Genomic DNA, 18,501 nt, shown 5'->3' with positions numbered 1-18,501 from the left:
CTCACTGTCGCGAGGTGGCGTATATTACGCTTTCCTCTTTCAGAGTCAACCCTGAATTTCAGGATTTTTCTCTTCAACCGAACCGGCTGTTTGTGTGAAGTGATTCACATCCGCCGTGTCGATGGAGGCGCATTATAGGGAGTTCTCCGCAGGCCGCAATAGAAAAATTGCAGAAAAATGACTGACTGCTGCATTCCCCAGCAAAACCCCGCTTTATACCTTTTTACGCACAGAGTTATCCACAATCATCAATGTAATTTCTGTATTTTTCCCACGGTAAACACTGTCAAAATTGTGATCACCATTGAAAGAGAAAAATTCGCGAGCGTTGCGCAAACGTTTTCGTTACAATGCGGGCGAAAAATAAAGATGCCCCGTTAGGGGCGTTAGCTGAGTTTTTCGCGAAAAATTCAGCTAACGCTCTCTGTAATAGTCAAATCCAGGGGATTTACCATGCAACAACGTCGTCCAGTCCGCCGCGCTCTGCTCAGTGTTTCTGACAAAGCCGGTATCGTCGAATTCGCCCAGGCACTTTCCGCACGCGGTGTGGAGCTGCTGTCTACAGGGGGCACTGCCCGTCTGTTAGCAGAAAAAGGTCTGCCGGTAACCGAAGTTTCCGATTACACCGGTTTCCCGGAGATGATGGATGGACGCGTGAAGACCCTGCATCCGAAAGTACATGGTGGCATTCTGGGCCGTCGCGGCCAGGACGATGCCATTATGGAAGAACATCAGATCCAGCCTATCGATATGGTGGTTGTTAACCTGTATCCGTTCGCCCAGACCGTTGCTCGTGAAGGCTGCTCGCTGGAAGATGCGGTTGAGAACATCGATATCGGCGGCCCAACGATGGTGCGCTCCGCCGCCAAGAACCATAAAGATGTCGCAATAGTGGTGAAGAGCAGCGACTACGACGCCATTATTAAAGAGATGGATGACAACGAAGGATCGCTGACGCTTGCAACCCGTTTCGACCTCGCCATCAAAGCCTTCGAACACACTGCCGCCTACGACAGCATGATTGCCAACTACTTCGGCAGCATGGTTCCGGCTTACCACGGTGAAAGCAAAGAAGCCGCCGGTCGCTTCCCACGCACGCTGAACCTGAACTTCATTAAGAAGCAGGATATGCGTTACGGCGAGAACAGCCACCAGCAGGCTGCCTTCTATATAGAAGAGAATGTGAAAGAAGCCTCCGTTGCTACCGCAACCCAGGTTCAGGGTAAAGCCCTCTCTTATAACAACATCGCCGACACCGATGCGGCGCTGGAGTGCGTGAAAGAGTTCGCCGAGCCGGCATGTGTGATTGTGAAGCACGCCAACCCTTGCGGCGTGGCTATCGGCAATTCCATTCTTGATGCTTACGATCGCGCGTACAAAACCGACCCGACCTCCGCATTCGGCGGCATTATCGCCTTTAACCGCGAGCTGGATGCGGAAACCGCGCAGGCCATCATTTCTCGTCAGTTTGTTGAAGTGATTATTGCGCCGTCCGCCAGCGAAGAAGCCCTGAAAATCACCGCCGCCAAACAGAACGTACGCGTCCTGACCTGCGGTCAGTGGGGCGAGCGTGTTCCGGGTCTTGATTTCAAACGCGTGAACGGCGGTCTGCTGGTTCAGGATCGCGATCTGGGCATGGTCGGCGCGGAAGAACTGCGCGTCGTCACCAAACGTCAGCCGACTGAACAAGAGCTGCGTGATGCGCTGTTCTGCTGGAAAGTGGCGAAGTTCGTGAAATCCAACGCCATCGTCTATGCCAAAAACAATATGACCATCGGTATTGGCGCAGGCCAGATGAGCCGCGTGTACTCCGCAAAAATCGCCGGTATTAAAGCGGCCGATGAAGGCCTGGAAGTGAAAGGTTCCTCGATGGCTTCTGACGCGTTCTTCCCGTTCCGCGACGGTATTGATGCCGCTGCCGCTGCGGGCGTGACCTGTGTAATCCAGCCTGGCGGTTCTATCCGTGATGACGAAGTGATTGCCGCCGCCGACGAGCACGGTATTGCGATGCTCTTCACCGACATGCGCCACTTCCGCCATTAATGGAGCAATAGATGAAAGTATTAGTGATTGGTAACGGCGGGCGCGAGCACGCGCTGGCCTGGAAAGCGGCGCAGTCGCCGCTGGTTGAAACTGTTTTTGTTGCTCCGGGTAATGCAGGCACTGCGCTGGAACCCACACTGCAAAACGTCGCTATCGGCGTAACCGATATCCCGGCGCTGCTGGATTTCGCGCAAAACGAAAAGATCGATCTAACCATCGTCGGCCCGGAAGCGCCGCTGGTGAAAGGCGTAGTGGATACCTTCCGCGCCGCCGGGCTGAAAATCTTCGGCCCAACCGCAGGTGCCGCGCAGCTGGAAGGCTCGAAAGCGTTTACCAAGGATTTCCTGGCCCGCCATCAGATCCCTACGGCGGAATACCAGAACTTCACCGAGGTAGAACCTGCGCTGGCGTATCTGCGTGAGAAGGGCGCGCCAATCGTCATTAAAGCTGACGGTCTGGCTGCCGGGAAAGGCGTTATCGTGGCGATGACGCAGGAAGAAGCGGAAGCGGCTGTTCACGATATGCTGGCGGGCAACGCTTTTGGCGACGCGGGGCATCGCATCGTTATCGAAGAGTTCCTCGACGGCGAAGAAGCGAGCTTTATCGTGATGGTGGACGGTGAGCATGTGCTGCCGATGGCCACCAGCCAGGATCACAAACGCGTAGGCGATAAAGATACCGGGCCGAACACCGGCGGGATGGGGGCTTACTCCCCTGCGCCAGTGGTGACCGATGAGGTTCATCAGCGCACCATGGAACGTATCATCTGGCCAACCGTGAAAGGCATGGCAGCGGAAGGCAACACCTACACCGGTTTTCTCTACGCGGGCCTGATGATCGACAAACAGGGCAATCCGAAGGTTATCGAATTTAACTGCCGCTTTGGCGATCCGGAAACCCAGCCGATTATGCTGCGCATGAAGTCCGATCTGGTTGAGCTCTGCCTGGCAGCCTGTGAAGGTACGCTTGACGAGAAAACGTCCGAGTGGGATGAACGCGCTTCTCTCGGCGTGGTGATGGCTGCGGGTGGATATCCGGGGGATTACCGCACCGGTGACGTGATCCACGGCCTGCCGCTGGAAGAAGTGGCTGGCGGCAAAGTGTTCCACGCGGGCACGAAACTGGCGGATGACGAGCAGGTAGTGACCAGCGGCGGGCGCGTACTGTGCGTCACCGCGCTGGGTCATACCGTGGCAGAAGCGCAGAAACGCGCTTATGCCTTAATGACCGATATCCATTGGGACGACTGCTTCTGCCGGAAAGATATCGGCTGGCGCGCTATCGAACGCGAGCAGAACTAACGCGACAGTTTTGCCAACAGCGTTTTGCGCGTGATCCCTAACTGACGGGCGGCTTCGGTTTTGTTGCCGCCCGTTTTCTCCAGTGCCGCAAGAATCACCTCTTTTTCGACTTCCACCAGCGGCTGAATATCCTGACTTTGTACCAGCGGGATCGACGTACTCGCAATCGCCAGCGGCAGCTCGCGTTCGGAAATATATTCTCCGGTCAGCAGCACCACCGCCCGTTCCACCGCGTTTTCCAGTTCACGAATATTTCCCGGCCAGTCGTAGTGGATCAGCAGATCCATCGCCTGGGGCGTAAAACCTTTTACTGCCTTGCGATTGCGTTCGGCAAAGCGCTGAAGAAAATGGTTTGCCAGCAGAGGAATATCTTCCCGCCGCTGACGCAGCGACGGAACTTCAATCGCCACCACGTTCAGGCGATAGTAGAGATCCTGGCGAAAACGCCCGGCATTCACCTCTGCGGCAAGATCGCGATGAGTCGCCGCAATCAGCCGGACATCAACCGAAATAGTCTGATTGCTGCCGACACGCTGAACTTCGCGCTCCTGAATCGCACGCAGCAGACGAACCTGCATCATCGGCGAGATATCGCCAATTTCATCGAGAAACAGCGTGCCGCCGTCCGCCTCAACAAAGCGCCCTTCCCGCCGTTTGTCGGCTCCGGTAAACGCCCCTTTTTCGTGACCGAACAATTCAGATTCCAGCAAGGATTCGTTGAGTGCCGCACAGTTGAGCGTTACCAGTGGTTTTTCACTCCGTGCGCTACTGGCGTGAATCGCCCTGGCGACCAGCTCTTTACCGGTGCCGGAATCGCCGTGGATCAGCACCGTGGCTTCCGATGGCGCGACGAGTGCGATTTCACTGAGCAGGTGTTGCATCGCCGGGCTTTTACCGACCATACCGAACTGGCTGGCAGACACCGCAGGCGTTTCAGCGTCAACACTGTGCGTATGCGCAAGCGCCTTTTCCAGCGTCGCCTGCAGGTTATCGAAATCCAGCGGCTTGATGAGATAATCCAGCGCCCCGGTTTTCAACGCCTCTACCGCCGTCTCGACGCTGGAGTACGCGGTCATAATCAGTACCGGAATTGCCGGATTTAACGCTTTGATCTCTTTGAGCGTGGCGATGCCGTCCATCTCTGCCATTCGCACATCGCAAAGCACAAGATCAAAAACCTGTTCCCGCACCTGCTCCAGCGCCTGTCGCCCGCTGTTCGCCAGCGCGACGTTATAGCCCCAGCCGCGCAGTAAAGCCTGCAAAATAGTGCAGTGGCTAATGTCATCATCCACCACCAGAATATCGATATTATCGTGCGTCATCCTTGTGGGTCCTTACGCGTAATAGTGACCGGAAGCCAGAGGGTGAACGTTGCGCCTTTTCCCTCCTGGCTTGCGACCTGAATTGTACCACCGTGTTGTTCAACAATATTATGCACGACCGCCAGCCCCAGTCCGGTGCCTTCGGCCTTCGTGGTGAAATACGGGGTGAAGATGGCTTCAAGCTGATCTGCCGCAATTCCCTTACCGCTGTCGGTAACGCTGATTTTCACGCCCGCGCCGCTTTCGCTGGCCGTCACGCTAATCACACCATGTTGACCAATCGCCTGAATAGCATTGAGATAGAGATTCAACAGGACCTGAGTCAGCCTGTCCGGATCGGCCTGAATTTCCGGTAATGTGTCGTTGGCGGTAAAGCGTAACTGGATCTCCCGGCTGTTTGCATCCTGGCTTACCAGCTGTAATGAGTGGTTAATCAGCGTGTTGAGATCCACCGCCTGCAAAGCCAGATGCGTTGGCTTAACCAGTTCCAGCAACTCGCTTACCACGCGGTTTAAACGGTCGGCTTCTTTCGCCATCACCTGCGCCAGTTGATGCGCTTCTCCCCCTGCTGGCGCGCGTTCGGCAAAGTATTTCGCCAGCCCTTTAATCGAGGAAAGTGGGTTACGGATTTCGTGGGCAACACCTGCCGCAAGATGCCCCAGCGCCACCAGCTTCTCTTTGCGCTTCATTTCATCCTGCAATAGCTGCCGCGAGCGCAGATATCGGCGATACCAGAAGAATGACAACACGCTTGCCAGCAAGACCGTCGCCAGAGCGAAGAGGATAATCAGGGTATTTCTCTGCTCACGATCCTCAGCACTCACAATGTTACTGGCGTCGAAAGCGATAAAAATTGCTTGTGGTGTCGCGGCATACTGCTGCATATGGCGCATCCGGTGCATTCCAGCAGCAAACATCGGTTGAAACTGGCGATAAATTTCCAGAACAGGCTCGCCGTCTGCGCTATCGATCCGCCGCCACGCTTCTTCATCTCCCGGATGTAACTGCTGCATTTTCTGCGGGGAATAAAGCTGTTTTCCCACCATGCCGGAGTTGCTATGCATCACGATTGTTCCTTGTTCATCCGTGACCGCAAACCAACGTACTCCAGGCTGCCCGGCCATTTCTTCCAGTAAGGCCTGCTGCTGCGCATGATGCATGCGCATCCCCATGCCGACGCGCGAGCCGGATTCAAGAGCGCGAATAAGTACACTGCCTTTTTCCAGCAGCGTTTGTCTGGCGGCGGCAGTCTCGCGCCCATAATCGCGAATCACTGTCACCGCAAACAGCCCAACAATGACCACGGGGAGGATCGCGCTTAACCATTTAGCTAAAGAGTCTTTAGAACGTTGCATAAAACGCATCTTCTTCTTTGCCTGCTCATCCCTTTCTGACAGCAGAAATCATGCCATCTTTTATCAGCGCTTACCCTGCGCTGTAACACAAAGGCTTAAGTTTCAATGAGTAAAAATGACTCGCTACCCGCAGCAGGCGAGTCATTTTTACTCGCCTATTGCGTCAGATTGCCCGTCATATCAGCGTTTCGTCGTTGGCACGGAAGATGCAATACCCGAAGTAAGACAACCACTGGAGGATTAACCATGAAACGGAACACGAAAATTGCCCTGATAATGATGGCGCTTTCAGCAATGGCGATGGGATCGACATCTGCATTTGCTCACGGCGGACACGGTATGTGGCAGCAAAATGCCGCGCCTTTGACCAGCGAACAACAGACAGCGTGGCAGAAAATCCATAATGACTTTTACGCTCAAAGCAGCGCACTGCAACAGCAACTGGTGACGAAGCGTTATGAATACAATGCCCTGTTAGCCGCGAACCCACCGGATAGCAGCAAAATTAACGCGGTCGCCAAAGAGATGGAGAATTTGCGTCAGTCGTTAGATGAGTTACGGGTGAAACGAGATATTGCGATGGCTGAAGCGGGTATTCCGCGCGGTACCGGAATGGGTTACGGCGGCTGCGGTGGTGGCGGTCATATGGGTATGGGCCACTGGTAAATCAGAACGTTTTCTCGTTGGGTTGCCAGCGACAGAAATCAGAGTTTGCCACTAACAGTAATTGCGAACCTTCGGGCGCTTCCAGCCATGCCACGCTGACATCAACAGAAGAGCGGCTCTGGCGGCGCTCGATATGCGCTATCGCCTGCGAATCTAAATCAGGTTTAATGGTTTGCCCTTCGCAGGTGGTCACGGTCTGTTCCATCGCATGCCAGCGCCCCTGACGCAGCACGACTCTCCCCTGACGTAAGGCATCGCTAATCTGGCGGATCTGATCAGCACGATAACGGTATAAATCGATTTGGTCGTTAGAAAGCTGCTGCTTTTCCCCATCGGATTCACGTTGCATAAAGCTCAGATCGCCGCGATCGTCAAAACGCGCGCGAATGTTCACCGGCGGTTTGCTGTAAACATTGATATTGATGAGCGTAAGGTTATCGCCCTGCCAGCGATACTCTCGCGTGGTGGTATCGCCACTGCGCCACGGGCTAAACACGGCAAGCAGATGCACATTATCGCCGCTGTCTTTTCGCCAGATGCGTACCGCGCCCTGGTCTTCAGCAAATCCACTGGCGGTAAAGGGAGGAAGTGAAGAGTTGTGACTACAGGCAGTGAGAAACAGCACACCTGCCAGCATCAATGATCGACGCCAGAAAGACAAAAGGGGTGAAACCACCCCTTCGTTAAAACTGTTCACTGCCACGCAATCTTACTTAACTGCGTCTTTCAGTGCCTTGCCAGAAACAAATGCCGGTACGTTAGCTGCGGCAATTTTGATTTCTTTACCGGTCTGCGGGTTGCGGCCAGTACGCTCAGCGCGGTGGTTCACTTTGAAGGTACCGAAACCAACCAGTTGTACAGCATCGCCTTCTTTCAGAGACTCAGTAATTGCAGCCAGAGTGGACTCCAGAGCAGCTTTAGCCTGGGTTTTGGACAGTTCTGCTTTCTCTGCAATTACATCAATCAGTTGAGTCTTGTTCATAAGTTATCCTTACAATGTGTTTATCGCTTGCTAAGCATCGAGTGCGACGGAAATGCCAGAATAGCACTCTCCTGCATACACGCACCGATAGCCACTTTTTTTCGCCCCCCAAATGTAGACCAGACGGGGGGCGAAAGGGAAGACTCCAGGTACGACAAATCAGGCGTTAAATCACGTTTTCTGGTCTTATTGCTGAAAAATTATACCAATATTGCTCTCGCCCGCCTCACGCAGGTCTGCCCTAAGGCCTTTTATCAGCTCGATATCGCGTTCTTCGCACTCAGCTAAAAGTCGGAATATTTCCCACTGAATGTCCCATTCTTGCTCTACAGCTGGGTTTTCTTTGAGCTCTTCATCGCTCATTTCGCGACCAGCCTGAGTCATTTCCAGCATCGCAACGGTCGTGATGGAGGTCTTACTCACTTCCACCGCGTGTTCGAGCGTTTCACCACTCAAACGCGAATGGACCAGTTCACTTAACGCCACGCATGCATCGATTGCCGGATAAACGCCGTACAGATCGAAATCGTCGGCTGAAGGAATCGCTTCTTCAAATTTCTCCAGTTGGCTGTCGAAATTTACTTTTGCGTCTTTGACGGTCAGCGTTTCCCAGATGAGATCGAGAATGCGGCGGTAAATCTGCCCATCACTAAAACCAGTTTGCTGACAGAATACGGCGTAATTAGGGTACATGCGTTCGCATAAGCAGGCCATAAAAGTGACGTGCTGCCAGCTTTCCAGGCGCTCCAGACGCAGATGAATTGGGTTTTGTAACATGTTGAGTTCTCAAATACGGAAATTATCCGCAGTTTACCTGAATTAGGGCTGATTTGCTGTATAGCGCACGAACGCCGGACGTTCCGAGGCCACCGCGTCCGCCCAGCGCGTTGGCTCCGGCAGACGATAGCCTTTCATGCAGCGTTGTACCCACGCTAGCGCGCTGTCCACGCTGACCCGATGACCGGTAGCGATAAACAACGGGTTACAGCGCGCTTTGCTGCGCCAGACCCAGGCCAGCTGCTCGCCTTTATCCATCAGTGGGGCCAGCGCGCCCGGTTCGCTGGAGAGCGGTTCGAATTTACCGCAGAGACGTTTTTTCGCTACGCCTATCGTTGGCACATCCACCAGCAAACCAAAATGGCTGGCGACGCCAAGACGGCGAGGATGCGAGATCCCATGACCATCGACAAACACTAAATCAGGTTTTTGCGACAGCATCTCCCACGCTGCCAGCAGCGCAGGATATTCGCGGAAGGAAAGAAAACCTGGAATGTAAGGCATGGTGGTGGCGATGCGGGCCACTTTATACTCCACCAGCTCAAGCGTGGGGTATTTCAGCAGCACCATCGCCGCTCGCGTCACTTCTCCGCCCTGCTCAAATCCGACATCGGCTCCGGCGATCAGATCCGGCGGATCTTTATCGAGTCGATCCTCGCGGATCACAGAAGAAGCCAGTTCAATTTGTTGAGCGCGTAATGACGCGAGATCCATAATCGCTCCTTAGAGCCTGGTCCACCAGGCGTAATTGTTGAAGGCAGTTTGAGGCCGGACAGCGCGGAAAAACCGGAGCGTACACGTAGTACGTGAGGATTTTGAGCACTGCCCGGCCTCAAAATGGCAAATAAAATAGCCTGATGGACCAGGCTCTTAGCGGTGATACTGTTCAGATAACCGATGCACTGCCTCCACAAACACGCCAGCATGTTCTGGCGGCACATCCTGATGAATGCCGTGACCAAGGTTAAAGACATGACCTTCACCGTGACCGAAACCTGCAAGTATAGTCGCTACTTCTTCTTCAATGCGGGCTGGCGGCGCGTACAGCATCGACGGATCCATATTGCCCTGCAACGCGACTTTATTGCCCACGCGGCGGCGCGCATCGGCGATGTCCGTTGTCCAGTCGAGGCCCAGCGCATCGCAACCGGTTTCTGCCATCGCTTCCAGCCACTGTCCGCCGCCTTTGGTAAACAGCGTGACCGGTACGCGGCGACCGTCGTTTTCACGCAGTAAACCATCAACAATTTTATGCATGTAATAGAGCGAGAACTGTTGATAATCGCGCCCGGTAAGCACGCCGCCCCAGGTGTCGAAAATCATCACAGCCTGAGCACCGGCTTTAATCTGCGCATTCAGATACAAAGTGACGCTTTTCGCCAGTTTATCGAGTAGCGCGTGCAGCGCCTGTGGATCGGCATACATCATTTTTTTGATCACGGTGAACGCTTTGCTGCTGCCGCCTTCCACCATATAGGTCGCCAGCGTCCACGGGCTGCCGGAAAAACCAATCAGCGGCACTTCGCCTTTCAGTTCGCGACGAATGGTACGCACCGCGTTCATCACGTAACCCAGCTCATCTTCCGGGTCCGGAATTGGCAGTTTATCGACGTCGGCTTTGCAGGTGACTGGCGAGGTAAAACGCGGACCTTCTCCGGCTTCAAAATAGAGCCCTAACCCCATCGCGTCCGGCACGGTGAGGATATCGGAAAAGAGGATCGCCGCATCCAGCGGATAGCGACGCAGCGGTTGCAAAGTCACTTCGCACGCCAGCTCGGCGTTTTTGCACAGCGACATAAAATCGCCCGCCTGGGCGCGCGTGGCTTTATATTCCGGTAGATAGCGACCCGCCTGGCGCATCATCCATACTGGAGTGACATCAACGGGCTGGCGCAGCAGCGCCCGCAGATAACGATCGTTTTTAAGTTCGGTCATTTTGGCTGTTCCTTAGTGCGTCAGGCGGTCAGTGTATCATCACTCATACTCTGCCCGACACATCGCCACCGTATCTTCTATCAGACGGCGCGCTACGGTGCCGGGCGGCGGGAGTAACGGCAAATCGTCATAGCGATACCAGTTCGCCTCGAGCAATTCTTTCGGGTCGATCACGATGTCGCCGCTGTCGTATTCCGCCATAAACGCGGTCATTAAAGACTGAGGAAACGGCCACGGCTGGGAAGTCACATAACGCAAGTTTTTAACTTTAATTCCGCTCTCTTCCATCACTTCCCGCGCGACCGCCTGCTCGAGGGTTTCGCCCACTTCGACGAATCCGGCAAGTACCGTATGGACACCGTTACGATGGCGGGTATGCTGGGCGAGGAGGATCGAATCATCGCGACGGATGGCAACAATAATGCAGGGGGCGATTTGCGGATAGTAACGCTCACGGCAATGACTGCACAGCATCGCCCATTCGGTTTTGCTTGGATACATTTCATGCCCGCAGTAACCACAGTATTTATGCGATCGGTAAAACTCCGCCAGTTGTACGCCTCGTCCGGCCAGTTGAAACAGCCCAACATCGAGATCAATGACCTGACGTACCGACCCCATATCGTGACGCCGCTGCTGTTGTACTAACCAAACAGGTTCCCCCTGCCATTCGCCGATTTGTAGTGCGCGCTGACCCACAAGATCGAAATTTGCCGCTTCGCCATATGGCAATTCTCCCTTCGGCAACCATAATTTTTGTTCATGGCTGACGACCCACCAGCCGTGATCTAATTTTTCAATTATACGATCCATAGCTCTTGCACTACCTTTGCATCACTGGCATGTTTAACATGGTTTTTACATTTCTCACTGAGCAGTTTTTGAATACAAACTTGCGGAGTCAATCATGCTTAACCAGCTCGATAACCTGACGGAACGCGTCAGAGGAAGTAACAAACTGGTTGATCGCTGGCTACATGTACGTAAGCATCTGCTCGTGGCTTACTACAATCTGGTTGGCATTAAGCCTGGCAAAGAATCGTACATGAGGCTAAACGAAAAAGCCCTTGATGATTTTTGTCAGAGCCTGGTCGATTACTTGTCTGCCGGGCATTTCAGTATTTATGAGCGCATTCTTCATAAGCTGGAAGGCAACGGGCAACTCGCGCGCGCCGCGAAGATTTGGCCGCAACTTGAAGCCAATACTCAACAGATTATGGATTACTACGATTCCAGCCTGGAAACCGCCATCGATCATGATAATTACCTTGAGTTTCAACAGGTTTTATCTGACATCGGCGAGGCGCTGGAAGCGCGCTTTGTGCTGGAAGATAAGCTGATTCTGCTGGTGCTTGACGCCGCCCGCGTCAAACATCCTGCTTGAGTTCTGTGCTGTTAACGCGTAATTTACATTCAACGCCCCGTTTGTGGGGCTAATTTCTTGTCGGAGTGCCTTAACTGGCTGAGACCGTTTATTCGGGATCCGCGGAACCTGATCAGGCTAATACCTGCGAAGGGAACAAGAGTTAATCTGCTATCGCATCGCCTTTGCGGCGATCGTCTCTTGCTTCATCCGTCGTCTGACAAGCCACGTCCTTAACTTTTTGGAATGAGCTATGTCTGCAACAAAACTGACCCGCCGCGAACAACGCGCCCAGGCCCAACATTTTATCGACACCCTGGAAGGCACCGCCTTTCCCAACTCAAAACGCATTTACATCACTGGCACACACCCCGGCGTGCGCGTGCCGATGCGTGAGATCCAGCTTAGCCCGACGCTAATTGGCGGCAGCAAAGAACAGCCGCAGTACGAAGAAAACGAAGCGATTCCGGTCTACGACACCTCCGGTCCGTATGGCGATCCACAGATCGCCATTAACGTGCAGCAAGGGCTGGCAAAACTACGTCAGCCGTGGATCGATGCGCGCGGCGATACCGAAGAACTTACCGTACGCAGTTCCGATTACACTAAAGCGCGGCTGGCAGATGATGGCCTCGACGAGCTGCGTTTTAGCGGCGTACTAACACCAAAACGCGCCAAAGCAGGACGCCGCGTCACCCAACTGCACTACGCCCGCCAGGGCATCATCACACCGGAAATGGAATTCATCGCCATCCGCGAGAATATGGGCCGCGAGCGCATACGTAGCGAAATTTTACGCCACCAGCATCCGGGAATGAGCTTTGGCGCACATCTGCCGGAAAATATCACCGCGGAATTTGTCCGTGATGAAGTTGCTGCCGGACGTGCGATTATCCCGGCCAACATTAATCATCCGGAATCGGAGCCGATGATTATTGGCCGTAACTTCCTGGTAAAAGTTAACGCCAATATCGGCAACTCGGCGGTCACCTCTTCCATCGAAGAAGAAGTGGAAAAGCTGGTATGGTCCACGCGCTGGGGAGCGGATACGGTGATGGATCTCTCCACCGGTCGCTATATTCACGAAACCCGCGAGTGGATTTTGCGTAACAGCCCGGTGCCGATCGGTACAGTGCCGATCTACCAGGCGCTGGAGAAGGTTAACGGGATCGCCGAAGATCTTACCTGGGAAGCGTTCCGCGACACGCTGCTGGAACAGGCCGAGCAAGGTGTGGATTACTTCACTATCCATGCGGGCGTACTGCTGCGCTATGTGCCGATGACCGCGAAACGCCTGACCGGTATCGTCTCTCGCGGCGGTTCGATTATGGCGAAATGGTGCCTCTCCCATCATCAGGAAAATTTCCTCTATCAACACTTCCGCGAAATTTGTGAAATCTGTGCCGCTTATGACGTTTCGCTGTCGCTGGGCGACGGCCTGCGCCCCGGTTCTGTTCAGGACGCCAACGATGAAGCGCAATTTGCCGAGCTGCATACGCTGGGTGAACTGACCAAAATCGCCTGGGAATATGACGTACAGGTGATGATTGAAGGCCCAGGCCACGTGCCGATGCAGATGATCCGCCGCAATATGACCGAGGAGTTAGAGCACTGCCACGAAGCGCCGTTTTACACTCTGGGGCCGCTAACTACCGATATCGCGCCGGGTTATGACCACTTCACGTCGGGGATTGGTGCGGCGATGATTGGCTGGTTTGGCTGCGCGATGCTCTGTTACGTAACGCCAAAAGAGCATCTGGGTCTGCCTAATAAAGAAGATGTTAAGCAGGGGCTTATCACCTATAAGATTGCCGCCCACGCCGCTGACCTGGCGAAAGGGCATCCGGGCGCGCAAATTCGCGATAACGCCATGTCGAAAGCCCGCTTCGAATTTCGCTGGGAAGACCAGTTTAATCTGGCCCTCGACCCGTTTACTGCCCGCGCTTATCACGATGAAACCCTGCCGCAAGAGTCCGGTAAAGTCGCCCATTTTTGCTCCATGTGTGGACCGAAATTCTGCTCGATGAAAATCAGCCAGGAAGTGCGTGATTACGCTGCCGCGCAAACCATTGAAGTGGGAATGGCGGATATGTCGGAGAACTTCCGCGCCAGAGGCGGAGAAATCTACCTGCGTAAGGAGGAAGCGTGATGTATCAGCCTGATTTTCCTCCTGTACCTTTTCGTTTAGGACTGTACCCGGTGGTGGACAGCGTACAGTGGATCGAACGTCTGTTGGATGCAGGCGTGCGTACTCTCCAGCTACGCATCAAAGATCGGCGCGATGAAGAGGTGGAAGCCGATGTCGTGGCGGCAATTGCACTGGGCCGCCGCTATAACGCGCGATTGTTTATCAACGATTACTGGTGGCTGGCGATCAAGCATCAGGCGTATGGCGTCCATTTGGGGCAGGAAGATTTGCAAGCCACCGATCTCAGCGCCATCCGTGCGGCTGGTCTGCGGCTGGGCGTTTCGACCCATGACGATATGGAAATCGACGTCGCGCTGGCGGCACGTCCTTCTTATATCGCGCTGGGACATGTGTTCCCGACGCAAACCAAACAGATGCCTTCTGCACCGCAGGGGCTGGAACAGCTGGCACGGCATGTTGAGCGCCTGGCGGATTATCCCACCGTGGCGATTGGCGGTATCAGTCTGCCGCGCGCGCCAGCGGTAATGGCGACGGGTGTCGGCAGTATCGCCGTTGTCAGCGCCATTACTCAAGCCGCAGACTGGCGTTTGGCAACGGCACAGTTGCTGGAAATTGCAGGAGTTGGCGATGAATGACCGTGATTTTATGCGTTATAGCCGCCAAATCCTGCTCGACGATATCGCTCTTGACGGGCAGCAAAAACTGCTCGACAGCCAGGTGCTGATTATCGGTCTTGGCGGGCTGGGTACACCTGCTGCGCTATACCTGGCGGGCGCTGGCGTCGGGACGCTGGTACTGGCAGATGACGACGATGTGCATTTAAGCAATCTGCAACGACAAATCCTCTTTACCACTGAAGATATCGATCGCCCGAAATCGCAGGTCAGCCATCAGCGACTGACACAGTTGAATCCCGACATTCAACTGACGGCACTACAACAACGGTTAACGGGTGAGGCGTTAAAAGATGCGGTAGCACGGGCCGATGTGGTGCTCGACTGTACCGACAATATGGCGACTCGTCAGGAGATTAATACCGCCTGCGTGGCACTCAACACGCCGCTTATCACCGCCAGCGCGGTCGGATTTGGCGGTCAGTTGATGGTACTGACGCCGCCCTGGGAGCAGGGGTGTTACCGCTGCCTGTGGCCAGATAACCAGGAGCCTGAACGCAACTGCCGCACGGCGGGCGTGGTTGGCCCGGTGGTCGGGGTTATGGGCACTTTGCAGGCACTGGAAGCCATTAAGTTGTTAAGCGGTATAGAGACGCCTGCGGGAGAACTCCGACTGTTCGACGGTAAGTCTAGCCAGTGGCGCAGCCTGGCGTTGCGCCGCGCCAGTGGTTGCCCGGTATGCGGAGGAAGCAATGCAGATCCTGTTTAACGATCAACCGATGCAGTGCGCCGCCGGGCAAACTGTTCACGAGCTGCTGGAGCAACTCGACCAACGACAAGCGGGCGCGGCTCTGGCGATTAATCAGCAAATCGTCCCGCGTGAGCAATGGGCACAACATATCGTGCAGGATGGTGACCAGATCCTGCTTTTTCAGGTTATTGCAGGGGGTTGAGATGTTACGTATTGCGGACAAAACGTTTGATTCACATCTGTTTACCGGCACAGGGAAATTCGCTTCTTCACAACTGATGGTGGAGGCGATCCGCGCTTCCGGCAGCCAGCTGGTGACACTGGCGATGAAACGTGTCGACTTGCGCCAGCACAACGATGCTATCCTCGAACCGCTTATCGCGGCGGGTGTGACCCTGCTGCCGAATACTTCCGGGGCGAAAACAGCGGAAGAAGCCATTTTCGCCGCCCATCTGGCACGTGAAGCATTAGGCACAAACTGGCTAAAATTAGAGATTCACCCTGACGCCCGCTGGCTGTTGCCCGATCCCATCGAAACTCTGAAAGCCGCCGAAACACTGGTACAACAGGGATTTGTCGTGCTGCCTTACTGCGGGGCCGATCCGGTATTGTGCAAACGTCTGGAAGAAGTGGGCAGTGCAGCGGTGATGCCGCTCGGCGCGCCGATTGGTTCGAATCAGGGACTGGAAACCCGTGCCATGCTGGAGATTATTATCCAGCAGGCCACTGTTCCGGTGGTTGTCGATGCTGGCATCGGCGTTCCCAGCCATGCCGCGCAGGCGCTGGAAATGGGGGCCGACGCGGTGTTAGTGAATACGGCGATTGCCGTCGCGGACGATCCCGTCAACATGGCGAAGGCATTTCGTCTGGCAGTAGAAGCAGGCCTGCTGGCACGTCAGTCCGGACCGGGCAGCCGCAGTCATTTTGCTCATGCCACCAGCCCGCTGACCGGATTTCTGGAGGCATCGGCATGAAAACCTTCAGCGATCGCTGGCGACAACTGGACTGGGACGACATCCGCCTGCGTATCAACAGCAAAACGGCTGCTGACGTAGAGCGGGCGCTAAATGCCTCGCAACTCACCCGCGACGATATGATGGCGCTGTTATCGCCAGCCGCCAGTGGCTATCTGGAACCACTGGCCCAACGGGCGCAGCGTCTGACCCGTCAACGATTTGGCAACACTGTTAGCTTCTACGTCCCGCTTTATCTTTCCAATCTTTGTGCTAACGACTGCACGTACTGCGGATTCTCTATGAGCAACCGCATCAAGCGCAAAACGCTGGATGAAGCGGATATTGCCAGGGAAAGCGCCGCTATACGGGAGATGGGCTTTGAACATCTGCTTTTAGTCACTGGTGAACATCAGGCGAAAGTGGGGATGGATTACTTTCGTCGTCATCTCCCTGCCCTGCGTGAACAGTTCTCTTCACTACAGATGGAAGTACAGCCGCTGGCGGAGACGGAATACGCCGAGTTAAAGCAACTTGGTCTGGATGGCGTGATGGTTTATCAGGAGACATATCACGAGGCGACTTATGCCCGCCATCATCTGAAAGGCAAAAAACAGGACTTCTTCTGGCGGCTGGAAACGCCGGATCGGCTGGGCCGTGCGGGGATTGATAAGATAGGCCTCGGCGCGCTAATTGGCCTTTCCGACAGCTGGCGCGTTGACTGCTATATGGTTGCAGAACATTTGCTATGGCTGCAACAGCATTACTGGCAAAGCCGCTACTCTGTCTCCTTCCCACGCCTGCGTCCATGTACTGGCGGCATTGAGCCTGCGTCGATTATGGATGAACGCCAGTTAGTGCAAACCATCTGCGCCTTCCGGCTGCTTGCACCGGAGATTGAACTGTCACTCTCCACGCGGGAATCACCGTGGTTTCGCGATCGCGTTATTCCGCTGGCAATTAATAACGTCAGCGCTTTTTCGAAAACGCAGCCAGGTGGCTATGCCGACAATCACCCCGAGCTGGAACAGTTCTCACCACACGACGATCGCAGACCTGAAGCGGTTGCTGCCGCGTTAACTGCTCAGGGTTTGCAGCCGGTATGGAAAGACTGGGACAGCTTTCTGGGACGCGCCTCGCAAAGGCCATGAGACAGAATGTAAGAACGTAAATTTATTCCGAGCCGCTACGGAAGATGAAAAACGCAAGGTTGTTGAAAGCGTTGCGTTTTTTTATGGTAGTGCCGTCAGCAGGAATGTTGTCCAGGGCGAAAAGCTTCTTCCTCGTTTCGCCCTGCCTTTCTTAAAAATTCCGTAATGCAAAGTCTGAAGCCATCGCCTGTTGAGCAATGAAAGAGATCTGATTGTAAGAGAGTAAATACTCAACTATGATAGAGACGAAAATAAGAACACATGTTCTCATCTTCCAGGATGCAGCAGACTGAAGAAATTCAGACATCCCGCAACCTGCGATTATCGCAAGGTCAAGGCAAAGTCCGGTAATGGCGTTCTGAATACCAGAGATAATTCTCTGGCGAAACCCACCTTAAGGTGGGTTTTGTTATTTTGAGGGCTGAGGAAGCTGCTTATTTCTCAATAAGTTGTTGGCAATGGTGAAAAATTTCACTGATTTACCTTTCTGTTTTTCAGAAATGGGATAAGCGCTAGTTACATGCAAACGAAGTTTTTTCTTTTCCCTGAAAGCCCTGAACGCAACAAAGTAAAATGCCTTGTCTCCTCCGTTTAAATCCACTTCAATCACGGCATAGCTACCATACCCAGCATGAATAACGTTGCTTTCTGGCAGCGCCAAAATGGTTCTTTTTAAGTGTATGCGCGCTAAGTTATAACGGTGCTGGCAGAAGGGACGAGATTCTTTAGGCGCGTGGTACATTAACGATTGTTTTTCTTCGTTAGTCTGATGTTCATAATCTTTTGTGAAGCAGTGAAGAGAGTAGGTAACCCAGAAGCGATACTCTAAAGGCTCTTTGCCCTCATGATGCTGAACGTAGACAGCCTGATGAGCATCAAGAAATGATAAATCACGAATATCACCATCCGGATGTCCAAAAGGTCGCCACTTCTCCACTTCCTGTTTCATTATCGTTCCTTAAGAAAGTCACACAGGAATAGTATCGAATTCTTGCCGAGCTTGACTCAATTAGTTCAGTCAGTTTCAGGATATTAGTCATCTCTACATTGATTATGAGTATCCAGAAATTCATTAAATATTCTGACAAATGCTCTTTCCCTAAACTACCCCCATAAAAAAACCCGCCGAAGCGGGTTTT

At 53.9% G+C, this 18,501-nt stretch carries 19 protein-coding genes and 1 riboswitch; of the genes, 10 read left to right on the top strand and 9 right to left on the bottom strand.

Annotated features, from left to right (window positions below):
- Positions 1-453: 453 nt before the first annotated feature.
- Positions 454-2,043 carry a bifunctional phosphoribosylaminoimidazolecarboxamide formyltransferase/IMP cyclohydrolase gene (gene purH, locus ACJHXB_RS23635; protein ID WP_001187564.1) on the top strand — a complete coding sequence of 530 codons (1,590 nt, stop codon included), beginning with the start codon at positions 454-456 and terminating at the stop codon, positions 2,041-2,043.
- Positions 2,044-2,054: 11 nt separating this feature from the next.
- Positions 2,055-3,344, top strand: a complete 1,290-nt coding sequence (purD, locus tag ACJHXB_RS23630) for a phosphoribosylamine--glycine ligase (RefSeq protein ID WP_000866858.1) — start codon at positions 2,055-2,057, stop codon at positions 3,342-3,344.
- On the opposite strand, the gene zraR is transcribed toward purD, so the two are convergent.
- Together zraR and zraS are read right to left on the bottom strand one after the other, a co-directional pair.
- Positions 3,341-4,666: a sigma-54-dependent response regulator transcription factor ZraR gene (gene zraR / locus ACJHXB_RS23625; RefSeq protein ID WP_000148525.1), complete on the bottom strand. Its 1,326-nt coding sequence runs from the start codon at positions 4,664-4,666 to the stop codon at positions 3,341-3,343. The two genes, purD and zraR, sit on opposite strands and share 4 nt — an antisense overlap.
- On the bottom strand, positions 4,663-6,030 hold the full coding sequence (zraS, locus tag ACJHXB_RS23620) for a two-component system sensor histidine kinase ZraS (protein WP_001211889.1): 1,368 nt from the start codon (positions 6,028-6,030) through the stop codon (positions 4,663-4,665). The genes zraR and zraS overlap by 4 nt, the downstream gene beginning before the upstream one ends.
- Positions 6,031-6,267: 237 nt before the next feature.
- Here zraS and zraP point away from each other — a divergent pair, with 237 nt between their 5' ends.
- The gene (zraP, locus tag ACJHXB_RS23615) at positions 6,268-6,687 is read left to right on the top strand and encodes a zinc resistance sensor/chaperone ZraP (protein WP_001469387.1); all 420 of its coding nucleotides are present in this window, start codon (positions 6,268-6,270) and stop codon (positions 6,685-6,687) included.
- Between the two features lies 1 nt (position 6,688).
- Here the strand turns inward: zraP and ACJHXB_RS23610 are convergent, their stop codons facing one another.
- The 6 genes from ACJHXB_RS23610 to nudC all read right to left on the bottom strand — a co-directional run bounded on the left by ACJHXB_RS23610 (position 6,689) and on the right by nudC (position 11,194).
- A complete protein-coding gene (locus ACJHXB_RS23610; protein WP_032159285.1) occupies positions 6,689-7,384 on the bottom strand; it encodes a DUF1481 domain-containing protein in 696 nt (231 codons plus the stop codon).
- Between the two features lie 12 nt (positions 7,385-7,396).
- Positions 7,397-7,669, bottom strand: coding sequence for a nucleoid-associated protein HU-alpha (gene hupA / locus ACJHXB_RS23605; protein WP_001044513.1), 273 nt, complete (start codon positions 7,667-7,669; stop codon positions 7,397-7,399).
- A gap of 186 nt (positions 7,670-7,855) precedes the next feature.
- Entirely contained in the window at positions 7,856-8,446 is a 591-nt protein-coding gene (locus ACJHXB_RS23600; protein ID WP_000941123.1) for a YjaG family protein, read from the bottom strand.
- A 42-nt stretch (positions 8,447-8,488) separates the two neighbouring features.
- The gene (nfi, locus tag ACJHXB_RS23595; RefSeq protein ID WP_000362395.1) at positions 8,489-9,160 is read right to left on the bottom strand and encodes a deoxyribonuclease V; all 672 of its coding nucleotides are present in this window, start codon (positions 9,158-9,160) and stop codon (positions 8,489-8,491) included.
- Positions 9,161-9,316: 156 nt separating this feature from the next.
- Positions 9,317-10,381, bottom strand: coding sequence for a uroporphyrinogen decarboxylase (hemE, locus tag ACJHXB_RS23590; protein ID WP_000137657.1), 1,065 nt, complete (start codon positions 10,379-10,381; stop codon positions 9,317-9,319).
- 39 nt (positions 10,382-10,420) lie between these two features.
- Positions 10,421-11,194 carry an NAD(+) diphosphatase gene (nudC, locus tag ACJHXB_RS23585; protein ID WP_000373940.1) on the bottom strand — a complete coding sequence of 258 codons (774 nt, stop codon included), beginning with the start codon at positions 11,192-11,194 and terminating at the stop codon, positions 10,421-10,423.
- 94 nt (positions 11,195-11,288) lie between these two features.
- Between nudC and rsd the strand changes: the two genes are divergently transcribed.
- The 7 genes from rsd (at position 11,289) to thiH (ending at position 17,362) form a co-directional block, all read left to right on the top strand.
- Positions 11,289-11,765 (top strand): sigma D regulator, encoded by a 477-nt coding sequence (rsd, locus tag ACJHXB_RS23580; RefSeq protein ID WP_000934302.1) that lies wholly within the window; start codon positions 11,289-11,291, stop codon positions 11,763-11,765.
- A 51-nt stretch (positions 11,766-11,816) separates the two neighbouring features.
- A riboswitch (TPP riboswitch) is annotated at positions 11,817-11,917 on the top strand.
- Positions 11,918-11,997: 80 nt separating this feature from the next.
- Positions 11,998-13,893 carry a phosphomethylpyrimidine synthase ThiC gene (gene thiC, locus ACJHXB_RS23575; protein WP_001276891.1) on the top strand — a complete coding sequence of 632 codons (1,896 nt, stop codon included), beginning with the start codon at positions 11,998-12,000 and terminating at the stop codon, positions 13,891-13,893.
- Positions 13,893-14,528 carry a thiamine phosphate synthase gene (gene thiE, locus ACJHXB_RS23570; RefSeq protein ID WP_000284608.1) on the top strand — a complete coding sequence of 212 codons (636 nt, stop codon included), beginning with the start codon at positions 13,893-13,895 and terminating at the stop codon, positions 14,526-14,528. Before thiC ends, thiE begins: the two co-directional genes overlap by 1 nt.
- On the top strand, positions 14,521-15,276 hold the full coding sequence (gene thiF / locus ACJHXB_RS23565; protein WP_000999729.1) for a thiazole biosynthesis adenylyltransferase ThiF: 756 nt from the start codon (positions 14,521-14,523) through the stop codon (positions 15,274-15,276). The genes thiE and thiF overlap by 8 nt, the downstream gene beginning before the upstream one ends.
- A complete protein-coding gene (thiS, locus tag ACJHXB_RS23560) occupies positions 15,260-15,460 on the top strand; it encodes a sulfur carrier protein ThiS (RefSeq protein ID WP_001166230.1) in 201 nt (66 codons plus the stop codon). The genes thiF and thiS overlap by 17 nt, the downstream gene beginning before the upstream one ends.
- A 1-nt stretch (position 15,461) precedes the next feature.
- The gene (gene thiG / locus ACJHXB_RS23555) at positions 15,462-16,232 is read left to right on the top strand and encodes a thiazole synthase (RefSeq protein ID WP_000944108.1); all 771 of its coding nucleotides are present in this window, start codon (positions 15,462-15,464) and stop codon (positions 16,230-16,232) included.
- Complete coding sequence (gene thiH, locus ACJHXB_RS23550; protein ID WP_000847473.1) at positions 16,229-17,362, top strand: 2-iminoacetate synthase ThiH; 1,134 nt, start codon at positions 16,229-16,231, stop codon at positions 17,360-17,362. Before thiG ends, thiH begins: the two co-directional genes overlap by 4 nt.
- A 409-nt stretch (positions 17,363-17,771) precedes the next feature.
- Here the strand turns inward: thiH and ACJHXB_RS23545 are convergent, their stop codons facing one another.
- Complete coding sequence (locus ACJHXB_RS23545; protein ID WP_001366719.1) at positions 17,772-18,311, bottom strand: heat-shock protein C; 540 nt, start codon at positions 18,309-18,311, stop codon at positions 17,772-17,774.
- Between the last annotated feature and the right edge of the window lie 190 nt (positions 18,312-18,501).

The sequence above is a fragment of the Escherichia sp. WS3227_2 genome, assembly GCF_046486495.1.
Classification (GTDB): Bacteria; Pseudomonadota; Gammaproteobacteria; order Enterobacterales; family Enterobacteriaceae; genus Escherichia; species Escherichia coli.
Note: the sequence above shows the minus strand (reverse complement) of the source record. Positions and strands in the feature narration are given on the sequence as shown.

Excerpts from the sequence above, each read along its gene's own strand:
- nudC (WP_000373940.1), bottom strand. The coding sequence starts at position 11,194 with ATGGATCGTATAATTGAAAAATTAGATCACGGCTGGTGGGTCGTCAGC.
- thiH (WP_000847473.1), top strand. The coding sequence starts at position 16,229 with ATGAAAACCTTCAGCGATCGCTGGCGACAACTGGACTGGGACGACATC.
- thiS (WP_001166230.1), top strand. The coding sequence starts at position 15,260 with ATGCAGATCCTGTTTAACGATCAACCGATGCAGTGCGCCGCCGGGCAA.
- zraS (WP_001211889.1), bottom strand. The coding sequence starts at position 6,030 with ATGCGTTTTATGCAACGTTCTAAAGACTCTTTAGCTAAATGGTTAAGC.
- ACJHXB_RS23600 (WP_000941123.1), bottom strand. The coding sequence starts at position 8,446 with ATGTTACAAAACCCAATTCATCTGCGTCTGGAGCGCCTGGAAAGCTGG.
- purD (WP_000866858.1), top strand. The coding sequence starts at position 2,055 with ATGAAAGTATTAGTGATTGGTAACGGCGGGCGCGAGCACGCGCTGGCC.
- zraP (WP_001469387.1), top strand. The coding sequence starts at position 6,268 with ATGAAACGGAACACGAAAATTGCCCTGATAATGATGGCGCTTTCAGCA.
- thiG (WP_000944108.1), top strand. The coding sequence starts at position 15,462 with ATGTTACGTATTGCGGACAAAACGTTTGATTCACATCTGTTTACCGGC.
- purH (WP_001187564.1), top strand. The coding sequence starts at position 454 with ATGCAACAACGTCGTCCAGTCCGCCGCGCTCTGCTCAGTGTTTCTGAC.
- thiC (WP_001276891.1), top strand. The coding sequence starts at position 11,998 with ATGTCTGCAACAAAACTGACCCGCCGCGAACAACGCGCCCAGGCCCAA.
- thiF (WP_000999729.1), top strand. The coding sequence starts at position 14,521 with ATGAATGACCGTGATTTTATGCGTTATAGCCGCCAAATCCTGCTCGAC.
- thiE (WP_000284608.1), top strand. The coding sequence starts at position 13,893 with ATGTATCAGCCTGATTTTCCTCCTGTACCTTTTCGTTTAGGACTGTAC.
- rsd (WP_000934302.1), top strand. The coding sequence starts at position 11,289 with ATGCTTAACCAGCTCGATAACCTGACGGAACGCGTCAGAGGAAGTAAC.
- ACJHXB_RS23545 (WP_001366719.1), bottom strand. The coding sequence starts at position 18,311 with ATGAAACAGGAAGTGGAGAAGTGGCGACCTTTTGGACATCCGGATGGT.
- hemE (WP_000137657.1), bottom strand. The coding sequence starts at position 10,381 with ATGACCGAACTTAAAAACGATCGTTATCTGCGGGCGCTGCTGCGCCAG.
- hupA (WP_001044513.1), bottom strand. The coding sequence starts at position 7,669 with ATGAACAAGACTCAACTGATTGATGTAATTGCAGAGAAAGCAGAACTG.
- nfi (WP_000362395.1), bottom strand. The coding sequence starts at position 9,160 with ATGGATCTCGCGTCATTACGCGCTCAACAAATTGAACTGGCTTCTTCT.
- zraR (WP_000148525.1), bottom strand. The coding sequence starts at position 4,666 with ATGACGCACGATAATATCGATATTCTGGTGGTGGATGATGACATTAGC.